Origin of the sequence: Natronogracilivirga saccharolytica (genome assembly GCF_017921895.1) — a bacterium.
Lineage (GTDB): Bacteria > Bacteroidota > Rhodothermia > Balneolales > Natronogracilivirgulaceae > Natronogracilivirga > Natronogracilivirga saccharolytica.
The window spans coordinates 389159-402649 of sequence record NZ_JAFIDN010000002.1; the positions used below are offsets into that span (position 1 = coordinate 389159).

At 49.7% G+C, this 13491-nt stretch carries 9 protein-coding genes and 1 pseudogene; 3 read left to right on the top strand and 7 right to left on the bottom strand.

From position 1 onward, the window contains the following. Positions 1-38: 38 nt before the first annotated feature. The 4 genes and pseudogenes from yidC to rpmH form a co-directional block, all read right to left on the bottom strand. On the bottom strand, positions 39-1874 hold the full coding sequence (yidC, locus tag NATSA_RS03885; protein WP_210510568.1) for a membrane protein insertase YidC: 1836 nt from the start codon (positions 1872-1874) through the stop codon (positions 39-41). Between the two features lie 221 nt (positions 1875-2095). Continuing rightward, positions 2096-2308, bottom strand: a pseudogene (gene yidD, locus NATSA_RS15660) (membrane protein insertion efficiency factor YidD); the annotation flags it as partial. Next, on the bottom strand, positions 2305-2736 hold the full coding sequence (gene rnpA / locus NATSA_RS03895) for a ribonuclease P protein component (RefSeq protein WP_210510571.1): 432 nt from the start codon (positions 2734-2736) through the stop codon (positions 2305-2307). The gene rnpA and the pseudogene yidD, both read right to left, overlap by 4 nt. Continuing rightward, positions 2717-2875, bottom strand: coding sequence for a 50S ribosomal protein L34 (rpmH, locus tag NATSA_RS03900; RefSeq protein ID WP_210510573.1), 159 nt, complete (start codon positions 2873-2875; stop codon positions 2717-2719). Before rpmH ends, rnpA begins: the two co-directional genes overlap by 20 nt. 237 nt (positions 2876-3112) lie before the next feature. Between rpmH and secA the strand changes: the two genes are divergently transcribed. The 3 genes from secA (at position 3113) to NATSA_RS03915 (ending at position 7840) form a co-directional block, all read left to right on the top strand. Then, complete coding sequence (gene secA, locus NATSA_RS03905; RefSeq protein WP_210510575.1) at positions 3113-6478, top strand: preprotein translocase subunit SecA; 3366 nt, start codon at positions 3113-3115, stop codon at positions 6476-6478. 239 nt (positions 6479-6717) lie between these two features. Further along, a complete protein-coding gene (locus NATSA_RS03910; RefSeq protein WP_210510577.1) occupies positions 6718-7281 on the top strand; it encodes a hypothetical protein in 564 nt (187 codons plus the stop codon). Positions 7282-7381: 100 nt separating this feature from the next. Continuing rightward, positions 7382-7840: an RrF2 family transcriptional regulator gene (locus NATSA_RS03915; protein WP_210510579.1), complete on the top strand. Its 459-nt coding sequence runs from the start codon at positions 7382-7384 to the stop codon at positions 7838-7840. On the opposite strand, the gene NATSA_RS03920 is transcribed toward NATSA_RS03915, so the two are convergent. From NATSA_RS03920 to NATSA_RS03930, 3 genes are all read right to left on the bottom strand, one after another. Then, the gene (locus NATSA_RS03920; RefSeq protein WP_210510581.1) at positions 7841-10984 is read right to left on the bottom strand and encodes an efflux RND transporter permease subunit; all 3144 of its coding nucleotides are present in this window, start codon (positions 10982-10984) and stop codon (positions 7841-7843) included. 104 nt (positions 10985-11088) lie between these two features. Further along, entirely contained in the window at positions 11089-12162 is a 1074-nt protein-coding gene (locus NATSA_RS03925) for an efflux RND transporter periplasmic adaptor subunit (RefSeq protein ID WP_210510583.1), read from the bottom strand. 274 nt (positions 12163-12436) lie between these two features. Next, positions 12437-13330, bottom strand: a complete 894-nt coding sequence (locus NATSA_RS03930) for a nitroreductase family protein (protein ID WP_210510585.1) — start codon at positions 13328-13330, stop codon at positions 12437-12439. Positions 13331-13491: the final 161 nt, after the last annotated feature.

The following is a 13491-nucleotide window of genomic DNA, read 5'->3' on the forward strand; positions in this document are numbered from 1 at the left end:
GCGACAAGCACTGCAAAAAAAATGGTGCAGTCCTGTTGTTATGCTTCTTTTTCTTCGGCCTGGGCTTTTTTCTTCTTTTTGTTTTCGAGCAGCTGTTCCTTGCGCAACTGCTTGGCCTTCTTCTTGTCCACACTTTCCATCATCTTCACGTGATCGATTTTCTTGTTGATCATTAGCTGCTGAACGATGGACAGGGCGTTATAAACCAGATAGTAGAGACTCAGTCCGGACGAAAGCCGGTTGAATATGAAAAGAAGCATGACCGGAAGCACATATTGCATCATTTTCAGTGCCGGATTGGGGGCCGTATTGCCCTGTCCGGAAACCCGCATCTGAATGACCATTGAGGCGGTCATCAGCAATACGAATCCGGCAATATGATCGCCCATAAGCGGAATCGTAAAGGGCAGATTGAACAGAATATCCGGTGCGGAGAGATCTTCGGCCCACAGAAAGCGTTCCTGCCGGACTTCAATGGCGTTCTGGAAAAAGCGCCAGAAGGTGATCAGGACAGGTATCTGGAGCAGGTTCGGCAAACAGCTTCCCAGAGGATTAACCTTGGCGGTTTTGAACAGCTTCATCGTGGCCTGCTGCTGTTTCTGCGGGTCATCCTTGTACTTCTCCTTGATCGCTTCCATCTCGGGCTGAAGCTCCCGCATGGCGGCCATGCTCTCAAAACTCTTCTTGGTAAGCGGATACAGTACAATTTTAATGAGGATGGCAAACAGAATGATCGTCACACCCATATTGCCGGTAAATCCGCCGACAAATGCAAAAAATGGCAGGATGATGTATTTGACAAACGGATCGGAAAACCACCGCATGAATCCGAATCCGGTATCCACCATGTCATACGCTGTGCCATCGAAATCCCGCAGCTGGTAATAGTCCAGAGGTCCCAGGAACATCTGGTAATTGTACGATGAGGCATCGGAAAGACGGGTGCGGATCGCCGTATTGTAGTCGTGAATCATCTCCCCGTTATCCGGGTCGATGGCGAGCTCAGCGGAGAGTATGGCACCATCGGTGTTCTCCTGAGCTTTCATAATCTGGGTGAAAAACTTGGATTTGCTGGCAACCCAGGATACATCTCCCGTTATGATACTCTCAGAATATCCCTCATCGGAAGGCTGGAATTCCTCCAGGACTCCGCCGGCATAGCTGTAGGCCGATGTGTACTGAGCTTCGGATGCGATATCCCGCTCAGTGGGTGGTATGGCGGGTTTCCAGGCCAGTTCGAAGCTGCGGCCGCTGATGTAGTGTTCCACACCTTCGAATCCGACATTCAGGTGGATCTGATATGAGTCGGCATCAATGGTATAGGTGTAGATCATCCGGCTGCCGTCTTCCAGTTCCAGTTCGTACTGAACGGTAGTGGTTTCACCTTTATCGAGTGTGATGACGGGCTCCGTCGATACCGGACGGAATAGCAGTTCATCGGTCTCGATGTTGTAGTTCTCTGTGGAGAGGAACTCCAGGGAATAAGCCGAACGGGTAGTGTCGGACATCAGCTGGACCGGTCCGCCGTCCCAGCGTTTGTGCTGTTTCAGTTCCAAACTGGCAGGGCCGCCGCCGAGGTTGGTGAAGCGTGCACGGAATTTTGGTGTTTCTATCCAGGTATCAATCGTGTCAGATACTGTTTCGTGGCCGAATACGCCCAGTGAGCGGGTTTCAACAGGCTCCACATCGGGATCCGTTTCAGCCAGGTCCTCTTCAAAACGCGGTTCTTCGGGCTCCTGCTCGGGAATAGTGTCGCGGGCCTGGCGCTCCTGGCGCTGGCGTTCCAGCTCTTCCTCTGAGGGCATGGTGACATACATCCAGGCAAGCATCAGCCCGAATATGAGAAGAAATCCGATTACGGTATTACGATCCAAAATGGTACGGTTTAAAAGTCGTTGGAAATAACAGGTGACATCGTTTTCTCCGAAACGGCAGCCGGCCGGTTACGCAGCCGGTGAGGGTGATGCCGGTTTCGATAGTGGTGTCGTTTACTTTTTTTAATCACCAGGCCGTGGTTTCCGGTACCGGACTGGTGTTCGTGCTGCTCATGTTTGTCATGACTCCCGTCTGTGGCATGACTGCAGCTGTGGGAGCGTGTGCCGGGCACCAGGTCTTCTCCGCCGGCAGTCCAGGGGTTGCATCTGAGAATTCGCCAGACTGTCAGCGCCAGGCCTTTCAGTACGCCATGAACGCGGAAGGCCTGAATGGCATAGTGGCTGCATGTCGGATAATACCGGCAGCTGGTCGGGAAATATGGGGAAATGAATAACTGGTATCCGCGAATGAGGTATATGAAAAAGTGTTTCATGATGCTCCGTCTTTTTCCCGGGCTTCGTCTTTTTCCCGGGCTTCGCGGACCCGCATGAGCAATGACCGGCACTGCTGTTCCATTTCCTGATACGGGATGCCTGCTTTTTTTGCAATAAAGATCCCGTGGATACCGGAGGTTCCGGATTCCGTCAGTTCACTGACAAGGTGCTGGTTATGCCGGTAAGATTCCCTCATACGGCGTTTGGTGGCGTTGCGTTCGTGTGCTTTTCCGAGTCGTTTTCCGACGATGAACCCCATCAGGCAGATGCCCGGCTGACCGGGTAGAATGAGATAACGCAGATCAATGTGTTTTTCGCGCAGGACCCTGCCTTTCCGAAAGAGGCGCTGAATGTTTTCACGTCCTCGCAGGATCCTTGAGCGGGGTAAAGTGTAATTCCGCCGGATATTATTTGCGGAACCCTTCATCACTCACGGTCAGTCGCTTCCGACCTTTGGCGCGGCGTCGTTTCAATACATTGCGCCCGTTGGCTGATTCCATCCGGGAGCGGAAACCATGCTTGTTGCTTCGGCTGCGCCGACTGGGTTGATATGTTCGTTTTGGCATGTTGTTTCGATGTTTGGAATTCTATGAAAGTGAATTCGTTTTTGAATTTAACAAAGACACAAAAAATACCATTTTTTCATTTAAAATTGAACAACGATTTACAGGCTATTTTTAATGTTTGTTCGTTGGAGAGGAGAAGCGAAACAAGAAGGCTGAAACAGCAAGTTGAATGAACCTGTAATTAGCCGTACTTTTAAAGATTGCATCAAATTTTAAAAAACAAGCCAGAAGGCTGCTATGATTGACAAAATTTTTGCCGGTATTTCCAAAATAATGGGCTCCAAAAGTGAGCGGGATATCAAGAAAATCCAGCCCATTGTAGATGAGATAAAATCGTATGAAGACGAGCTGAAGCAGCTCACCGATGACGAACTGAAGGGGAAAACCGAAGAGTTCAAACAGGAAATCCAGGGGGCGACAGCGGCCACCCAGCAGAAAATCAACGAGCTCAAATCTGAGCTGGAGCAGATTCACAACGCCGAATCCGACGACATCGACCGGCGAAATGAACTGGAGACCGAGCTTGAGGAGCTGGACAAAGAGTGGCTGGAAATTACCGATGAAGTGCTTGATGACATTCTTCCGGAGGCGTTTGCCGTGCTGAAAGAGACCTGCCGGCGATTTGTGGGCAAAAGCTGGAAAGTGGCCGGTAATGAAACCGAGTGGAACATGGTTCCGTACGATGTTCAGCTTATCGGTGCCGTTGTGCTGCACCAGGGCAACATCTCCGAGATGAAAACGGGTGAGGGAAAGACCCTGGTTGCCATTTTCCCGACTTATCTCAATGCGCTGACAGGACGCGGTGTGCATATCGTAACGGTAAACTCCTACCTCGCCGAGCGTGACTGTGAGTGGAACGAACCTATTTTCAACTTCCACGGAATTCATGTGGATTGTGTCGACCGCTATCAACCCAACACCGAAGCGCGCCGCAATGCCTACCGGGCGGATGTCACCTACGGAACCAACAGTGAGTTCGGTTTCGACTATCTGCGTGACAATATGGTGATCAACAAGGATCAGCTCGTACAGCGCGGACACCACTATACTATCGTTGATGAGGTTGACTCGGTACTGATCGATGAAGCGCGTACACCGCTGATTATCTCAGGCCCGGTTCCGCAGCAGGACAATCAGAATCAGAAATTCACCGAACTCAAGCCGAGGGTGGAGAAGCTGGTCGAAGCACAGAAAAAGCTGATCGCCAAATTCCTTCATGAAGCAGAGGAAGCGTATGCTGCCGGGGATGAGCAAAAGGCCGGACTGGCACTTTTCCGCGCGCGCCGCGGCTTTCCCAAAAGCAAAAAGTTTCAGAAAATGATGCAGGATCCGACCCTGCAGAAGCTCACGCAGCAGACCGAGTATCTGTATCTGCAGGATCAGGGCAAGAATATGCACATTGTCGACGAGGCGATGTATTACGCTGTGGACATGAAGCAGAATACCATCGAGCTGACCGAGATGGGCCGCGAGCTGATCACCCCTTCCAACGAAGACCCCGAGTTCTTTGTCATTCCCGATATGGGAACCGAAACTTCGGTTATTGAGGAGGAACTGGAAAACAAAGAGCGGGAACAGATTCAGGAGATTGAGAACAACGCCGGATTCAGTGATGATTACAAGCAGCAGCAGATCGAAAAGGTGAAAGAGGAGATCAAGAAGGAGCGGTCGGACCGTATGTCCGGGTTGTACCGGCTGTTTTCCGAGCGCAGCGAGCGCATCCACTCCGTCAACCAGCTTTTAAAGGCATACACACTTTTTGAACGGGATGATGAATACATCGTCACCGAAGGAAAAGTGCAGATTGTCGACGAACACACCGGACGGGTGCTGCCGGGGCGCCGGTATTCTGACGGACTCCATCAGGCCATCGAGGCAAAAGAAAATGTCAAGGTTGAAGCGGCCACACAGACCTATGCCACCATTACCTTGCAGAACTATTTCCGGATGTATCACAAACTGGCGGGCATGACGGGTACGGCATCAACCGAAGAGGGCGAGTTTGCAGAGATTTACGACCTGGAAGTGGTTGAGATTCCGACCAATGTGCCGGTACAGCGTATTGACAGGGAGGATCTGGTCTTCCGGACCAAGCGTGAGCGTTACAATGCCGCGGTTGACAAGATCCGGGAGTATAATGACAAGGGGCAGCCTGTACTGGTGGGTACAACCAGTGTCGAAGTTTCCGAGATGCTAAGCCGCATGCTTAAGCGGTCGGGTATCCGGCACAACGTACTTAACGCGAAACAGCACAAAAGCGAGAGTGAAATTGTAAAAGAAGCCGGACAGAAAGGCTCTGTCACCATCGCAACCAATATGGCCGGACGCGGTACCGACATCAAGCTCGGAGAAGGCGTTCGTGAACTGGGCGGACTGGCGATACTCGGTACCGAGCGTCATGAATCCCGCCGGATTGACCTTCAGCTGCGGGGACGCGCCGGCCGTCAGGGGGATCCGGGTGAGTCGCAGTTCTATGTCTCCCTTGAAGATGATCTGATGCGCCTGTTCGGGTCCGAACGGGTGGCCAATGTGATGGACCGCCTGAAATTCGAAGACGGCGAGGTGATTCAGCATCCGTGGGTGTCCAAATCACTGGAGCGCGCGCAGAAGAAAGTTGAGCAGAACAACTTCAGCATTCGTAAGCGTCAGCTTGAGTATGATGATGTTCTGAACAATCAGCGGAATGTGATATACGGCTACCGCCGAAAGGCGCTGCTTGGTGACGGATTAAGCAGCATGCTGCTCAACATGCTTGAAGATATGATCACGGCCATTGTAAATGAGCTGTATAAAGAAGGTGACTACGATGGTATCCGTGAGCGCATACTCCGCCAGCTTGCTGTGGATGTGGAGGTGGATCGTGAGAGATGGTCGAGTTTGCGGGAAGACGGCGTAATTGACCTGATTTTTGAAGAAGCAGTCAAAACCTATCAGCAAAAGGAAGAGCGCCTGACCACTCCGTTCTACCGGGTAATAAAGCAGGTACATGAGAATCAGAATGAAAACAAGCCGACCAGCGTGCAGATCATGTTTACCGACGGCGTCAAGCGCATGCGGGTTGTGGTCAATGTAGAAGATGCAGTTCAGAACGAAGGCCGCGAGGTCGTCCGGGCGCTGGAGCGCTCGGCGGTTCTGTCGGTCATCGACGAAAAATGGATGGAGCATCTCCGCGAGCTGGATACGGTCAAGGAAGGAATCGGCTTGCGGGCGTTCGGTCAGAAGGATCCACTGCTGGAGTACAAACGTGAGGCATTCAACATGTTCTCACAGTTGCTTGAGGATATCAACAGTGATGTCATTTCGCTTGTCTGGCGTGCGGTTCCGGAAGTGGCCAGCGATCCGAATCAGCTGCAACAGGCCAAACAGCCGGCCCGTGCCAAGGTGGACCTCGACAAACTCAAGACCCAGCATGATTCCGCCGAAAACATGGGACTTCGTTTTGGCGGAGGTGACGGTGAAGGGGATGCACAGCGGGCTGCTGCATCGGCGGGACGTGGTGAAAAAGCCAAGCGTCAGCCGGTAGTTGTGGAGGAGAAGGTCGGACGAAACGATCCTTGTCCCTGTGGTTCCGGTAAAAAGTACAAGCACTGTCACGGCAGGTAATGGAGTCACGGCAGGGGCCTGATATTCAGAATTCCTTATTCCAACCGGTGTTGTGATCCAGGCTCCATTTGTTTGCATTCAAATTCCAGAGCAGAAAAAACGTGATGATTGTGTTGGCCAGGCAGCATACTGTAATTTTGCTGTCAGTGCTGATTTACCAAGGGAATATTATTCAAAGCTTGTATATTATTGGTTGAAATCAGCAGCAAGACCAAAACCTGTACGTCATCACGATTGCCATGGCCAAACCCGCCCGATTTGGTTTTATACTTGCAGCACTTCTGTTAATTCCGGTTTTCTATCAGCCGGTTTGGACAATCACTTTCAGCTCTCCTACATTAGAAAAAGATTTCGGCGCCTATTTCTGGATTGATGACATTACAAGTCACAGTGAAGGTGATCTGGAAACAATAAATTTTATAAGCAAACACATAGGCTTGGAGGAGCTGGATCCTTACAACACTCCGTATTTTGAGTATACTCAGGCGGTGGTTATCGGCATCATGGTGTTTTCGGTTCTTGTAGCGTTGTTCGGAAGCCGTGGGCTGGCCTGGCTCTGGGTTTTCCTGGTTGTTGCCGCTGTTCTTGCGGGACTCGCCGAGCTGTTCATGATCGGCTTTGATTACGGACACAATATGGATCCGCGTCAGTCCATTGTGATCCCGGACAGTCCGGATAGTGCGCAGCCAACGGACATGCAGACTCTGCAAAATGTCAATGTGGCGTCCTGGCCATACTGGGGGGCATTCTGGATAGGGATATCATGGGTGACCGGCATGCTGTCCATTTGGCTCAATCGTTAGTTTCCTGCCGACGCAATGCTTCCGCGCCGGTAAATTTTCCTGTTTTTATTTCAGACTATTCAGTCTTACTTTAAAGCACTTTTTGACTAAAAATAACAATATGGTACTGTCCAAAGCATGTACATACGGTATTCTCGCTTCATTGTTCATAGCGAGAGAGACTGCGCGGTCCACTGCATATGTCCCCATTGGAAAGATGAGCAAGGAACTGCACATCTCGTTTCATTTTTTGACCAAAATACTTCAGGAGCTCACCTCGGCAGGACTTCTGGTTTCAATGAAGGGACCCAGGGGCGGGGTCGCATTCAAGCGTGACCCGGATGAGATTACCATACTGGATGTGGTTCTGGCTATTGATGGCATCAAGGTGTTTCGCGAATGCCTGCTTGGACTGCCCGGTTGCGGAAACGAGGAGCCGTGTCCAGTTCATGATGAATGGGCGGAGATCCGCGAGAACTTGTATAATACATTTCACTCCAAGACCCTTTCAGATACCGCACGCAGAATAGATGAGCTCAATCTGCGTTTTGCTTTGCCGGAGCTTTATGATCAGAAGTGATTATTTTTTAAAAATATTTCGCAGATCGGCTGCAATAACATAGACACCGGGCAGTAACAGCAGAGTAAGTAAACTGCCGATCAGTAATCCTCCTATCACAGTTACAGCAAGGGGCTGCAAAAGTTCGGACCCCTCTCCTATTCCAAGTGCCAATGGCAGCATTCCGAATATGGTTGTCATTGTGGTCATCATGATCGGGCGGAAACGAATTTCACCGGCGCGGATCACGGAATCTTCAACTCCCATGGTTACTCTGTTTGTTTCAATGAATTCAACCAGCAGAATGGCATTATTCACAATTATACCGGTCAGGAAAACCAGACCAAGCAGTACCGGAGCACTAAGTGATAATCCGGTAATCCAAAGCATAAATCCAACCCCGATTAAGGCAAAGGGCAAAGTTGTAAGAATGACTAACGGACTGGATAGTTTCTCGTATTGAACCGCCATAACCACAAACACAAAGAAAATTGCCAGAGCAATGGCAAGCATCAGCGATCTCTCTGATTCTTCGATTGCTTCTTGTTCACCACCGTAAATCAGACTGTATCCGTCAGGCAAATCAATATCCTCCAGTTGATTGCGTATACGGTCAGCGACTTCTCCAACGGTGGCTTCCTCCATGTTGACTGTAGTGTTGACCCAAACAACACGGATCTGGTTGAATCTTTCAATATGTGCCGGTCCGGTTGTTTCCTCAAAAGATGCAAGAGCACCAAGAGGGACGGATTGTCCGTCCGTATTGAATACAGGAATCCGGGAAAGTCCGTCCGTTGAACCGGTAACACTTCTTGGAAACCGAACCCGGACGTTGTATTCAAAACCGCCTTCGACGAAGTGTGTGGGAACAACACCTTCGACGGCACTATTGAGCAAATCAGCAACTTCATTTTGACTCATGCCGTGATCTGCGGCTCTTTCCTCATCCACGCGGATCATCAGCTGAGGAATTTGTCCTTCCCGCCCAATCTGGATACTGCCAAGGCCTTCAATTCCTTCAAGCTGCCGGAAGATTCCGCGGGCTTCGGTTTCAAGAACATCCAGATCCTGTCCGACCACACCAATAGCAATATCAGCATCAAGGAGTCCGGTTTGGATGCCAGGCAAGCGTGGCCCGCGTATTCGTTCCTGGACAAAAGGAAGCCCCATCTCATCCGTTTTCTCAGAAAATTCGGAAGCCCAGCGTTCCCCTGAATATCCTCTGCGTTCCGACAAGGGAACAAGCTGAACGGTAATATCAATCATGCCACCGCGAATGGAGAGTTGTCCCCCACGGAAATACCCGCCTACCGTCATGTAAACAGTTTCCACGTGGGGCATATCCCGGATAGCGTCTTCTATGATTTCTGAAGCTTCATAAGTAGGATCAACAGAAGTTCCTGCTGGCAACACAAAGCGCATGGTGATACGGCCGTCATCAACAGGAGGTAAAAATTCGGTGCCGAGTCCGCGAATAATATATATGCTGCCGCCAAGAAGAATCAAAGCAAAGGTAATCAGCCAAAACCGGCGTCTGATGAGCCATTTAAGTGAGGTGGTATAGTGATTCCTAACCCGCAGAAAACCGGAATGAAATAGCCTGACGGGGAGGGATCGGCTGAGCCCGCTGTTTCCGGAGCGTCCGGCGAATTGTGCTGAAAGTGTGGGGACAAGAGTTACGGCAGCCAGCAGGGAGGCAAGTATGGCAAAAGAGATGGTCAGAATCAATTCACGAAACAGCAGTGCGGCCAGACCTGTGACAAGCAAAAAAGGTAAAACTGCAGCGAGATTTGTCAATGTACCTGCAGTAACGGCAGAGATTACCTCTTTGGCGCCGTTATGGGCAGCCTGGACAGCGGAGTCACCCTCCTCATTTTGTCTTCGGAAAATATTTTCCAGCATGACGATCGAATTGTCAATCAGCAGTCCGACACCCAAAGCAAGGCCGCCGAGGCTCATGACATTGAGTGTTAGTCCGCTCATCGCCATGAGTAAAAAAGTGGCAATAACAGCGACGGGGAGTGAGAGTATGACAATAAAAGATCTGCGGATGCTTCCGATGAAAAAAAGGATAACTGAAATAGCCAGAAGTCCGCCAATAATGGCTGCAATACTGACTGAGCGCAATGAGGCATCAATGAAAAAAGATTCATCCCGAATAACATGGTATTCAAGATCGGGTGTGATAAAGCCCGATGCCCTCAGCTCTTCAAGTTGTGATTTAACATTGGCAATGGTAGCCGATGTGTTGGCCAGCGGCTGTTTCATGATGGAGATCTGAACGGCATCATCTCCGTTCAACCGGGCAAATAACCGTTGTTCGCGGTGGCTGTCACTGATATCAGCTATATCAGACAAGCTGATGCGCCGGTTCATACCGCCGATATTAACCCGGGTATTGCGGACATCATCTTCTGTCCGGTACCGCGTCTCGATACGCCCCATGATGTCGTAATCCGGAGAGGTGATGTTTCCGGCTGCTCTGTCCACACTTCTGCCTTCCAGTAATTCACTGATGTCGGGCAAGTTCAGCCTGTATGAGCGAAGCCGCTCCGGGTCCAGCACCACGTCCATTTCCCGCTCCTTCCCGCCTCCTATATCAATAGTTCCAACCCCGGGAACCGAGAGCAGCTGAGGAGCCAGTTGCTGATCTACCCAGTCCCGTACTTCAATGGGATCACGGACAGGGGAGCTGATGGCAAGCTCAAATACCGGATCCTGTGACGGATCCATTTTCATGATACGAGGCGGGTCTATGCCATCAGGCAGTTCGGTCCGGGCACGTTCCAGCTGGCGGGAAGCATCCTGAAGTGCAATGTCAATATCTGTTTCATAATCGAAGAACATTTCAATATAACTGCGGCCCTCAGATGCCCGTCCATGCAGCTCCGTCAGGTTTTCAGTTGCAGCAAGGTTGCGTTCCAGTGGTCGGGTGACCTGTTCTTCGATGACTTCCGGAGTTACCCCCGGGTAATTAACTACTACTCTTATGTGGGGATAGTCTGCCTGTGGGAGCAAATCTACGGGTAGTCGTCCGGAAAACAAAAGGCCCAGTACCAGAATAACAGCAGTCAGCGAGAGTGTGGCAACCGGTCGCCGGATGGCTATGGATGGTAGACCACTGTGCTGAAAGTTGCTGCCGGGTTTGTTTTGAGAGTCGGTCATATAGCTAACAATATCGGGCGAAGATCTGTTATGATATCATTCGGGTCAGAAATAAATAAATTATAAATCAGCGCTTTTATTTAATGCCGGATAAGAGTGGTTTGTCAGTCGCGGAAGCCTGATCTGCGAAACTCTCCGACAACGGAAACGGCAGAACCATCGTCAAGCGCATCTATGTTGGCAGCTGCAACAGTATCATTTTCTTCAATACCGGAGATGATATGGGTCCACCCGTCACGCCGGACTCCCGTTTCGACAGAAGCAGCCGTAACCGTCGTTTGATTTTCATCAATCAGGAATACAACGGTCTCATTATCCCGTTCTGCAATAGCGCTTGTCGGCACTGTAAGGGCCGGGTCCTGATGGTCTGCGGAAAAAGAAACCCGGGCAAGATAGCCGGGACGAATGACCGGGTCTTCATCAGAGTGCTTCACCTGAAGTTCTACTGTAAAGAGCCTGGAATCAGCATCGACATCAGGGAAAATACGCCGGACCTGGCTTTCAAACTTGTGGTCTGGATACACATCAAGAGTAACATCAATGGTTTGCCCCTGTTCAACGCCTGACAAATCCATCTCCGAGATACCGGGTCTGATCACAAGGTTGTTCATGTCGACAATTTCAAAAATCTGCTCATTTTCTGATACACTGTTTCCAATTTCCACATCACGGGACGTTACAACGGCATTTTTGGGTGCGGTAATGTAGCTGTAGTCGATAAGTTGTTCCAGTCTTTCCACTTCATTTTCAGCCAGTTCAAATTCCCGTTTGTCAGCAAGGTATTCTGACTCGCTTATGGCCTCACGTTCGTAAAGCTGCCTGGACCTTTCATAGTTTGTTTCCGATTCAGCGAGTACTATTTGGGCACGATTTAATTCGATCTGCTGAAGCCTGGTATCGATTTCAGCCATGACATCTCCTTCCTGAACATGATCGCCTTCCTCAAAATAGACTTGCCGGACCAGCCCGGAAATTTGGGAGGCGACAAACACCCGTTGATAGGGCTCCACTTTGGCAGATGTCCGGACCCTGTGTGATAGATCTCTGTATTCCGCGGAAGCTATCGTGACTGAAGTCGCGTCGGTTTCATCAGAGACGTCAGTTTCGCTATTGCAGGCTGAAAATACAAGCAGACCAAGAATCACGGAAAGGGTGACGGGTGTAAGTATTTTGTTCATGGGAAAATAGCTTTCCGGGTGAAATGTATGATTCTTGAGCAAGATTATGAAAGTTATCTGGATGCAGATAATAACTCTTTTACAGCGTTGTCTTTAAAACAAGCATAAGCCTGAAATAATTTCACTTCAACGAGTTATAACAATTTCACAGGATAAGAGATAAGCTCTGAATTAACAGGGTGTAAAGGAGCGGTGGTGACATCCCCTGGCGTGAAAAATTTGCAATTCAGTGGACGGGCTGGCATTTATACGTGCTGAACATGCCGTGGCTGTCTCAGAAACCCTGTTTGATGAGTTCCTGCAAGGGTCGTTTTTGCATATGCTCCCTTGGTTTAACCGGATGCATCTTCAACACAAATTGCGGGTGACCGGGAAGGTTGATCTGCTCTCTGATCCATTTCCTGCAGCAATCGGTGCTGATTACAGGCAGCGCCATCATACCTGCATCCTCACATTGCCTGAGATGTATCATCATGTTTCCGAGCACTTCGCCTGATCGCAGCCAATTGTACCGGTTATCGGTCCTGGTGTACAGTATAAAGTACCTGTGTTTTAATTCTTCCGGAATCCCGGAACCACTGCCTGCGGTAAAAGAATTATTGAAAAAGCTGTCGGACAGTATCACTTCATCTTCATAGATGGTGTCGGAATCGGATTCTGACCGGAGCAGTAAATTCAGACTATTTCTGAAATACTCAGTATCCAGCTTTTTGGCGCAGTTCGACCTGAAGTATTTTTCGAAACGCAGGTTTTCATCATCATTTTGAACCGTCAGCTCGGTATCCTTTTGACGGGCAATACGTGTTATATCCTGCTGGATTTTTTCGATGCAGCGTTTTTGGGAAGTTGGTGCCTGTTCAGTATCTGTAGGATCGCCGGGACCCTTAAGCTTAATAAAAGCAACAAGGTTTTCTTCTTCGAATCTTGGAAAATAGCTTGTTTTTTGCATCCACCCTTTTTCCCGGATGGCATGGGACAAATGTGAAATGAATGTGCCGCAACTGGCAAGCTGAAGCCGTCCGTGCGGATCAACCGGTTCAAGCTCCGGAATTTTGTTCAGATACAGCTCAATGGTGTTCCCGCATACGCGAAATCTCCACGGCTGAGAGTTCAGAACGGACGGGGCTCGGCGGGCCTGTTGTAATATATCGGTTATTACATCTTTCATTGTATGTTGCAGATCACATTATTTGCATCTGAAACATGTATCAGATGCAGTATAATCACTTTTTGAGTTTGGTTTCGCATAAGTTTGCGGCGATCAGCGTCACTAAAAGTAAAAAGCATTTTTTAGAAACATGTGAACCGGGCTTTTGGTTTCTGAAATTG

Excerpts from the sequence above, each read along its gene's own strand:
- rnpA (WP_210510571.1), bottom strand. The coding sequence starts at position 2,736 with ATGAAGGGTTCCGCAAATAATATCCGGCGGAATTACACTTTACCCCGC.
- rpmH (WP_210510573.1), bottom strand. The coding sequence starts at position 2,875 with ATGCCAAAACGAACATATCAACCCAGTCGGCGCAGCCGAAGCAACAAG.
- secA (WP_210510575.1), top strand. The coding sequence starts at position 3,113 with ATGATTGACAAAATTTTTGCCGGTATTTCCAAAATAATGGGCTCCAAA.
- NATSA_RS03910 (WP_210510577.1), top strand. The coding sequence starts at position 6,718 with ATGGCCAAACCCGCCCGATTTGGTTTTATACTTGCAGCACTTCTGTTA.
- NATSA_RS03915 (WP_210510579.1), top strand. The coding sequence starts at position 7,382 with ATGGTACTGTCCAAAGCATGTACATACGGTATTCTCGCTTCATTGTTC.
- NATSA_RS03920 (WP_210510581.1), bottom strand. The coding sequence starts at position 10,984 with ATGACCGACTCTCAAAACAAACCCGGCAGCAACTTTCAGCACAGTGGT.
- NATSA_RS03925 (WP_210510583.1), bottom strand. The coding sequence starts at position 12,162 with ATGAACAAAATACTTACACCCGTCACCCTTTCCGTGATTCTTGGTCTG.
- NATSA_RS03930 (WP_210510585.1), bottom strand. The coding sequence starts at position 13,330 with ATGAAAGATGTAATAACCGATATATTACAACAGGCCCGCCGAGCCCCG.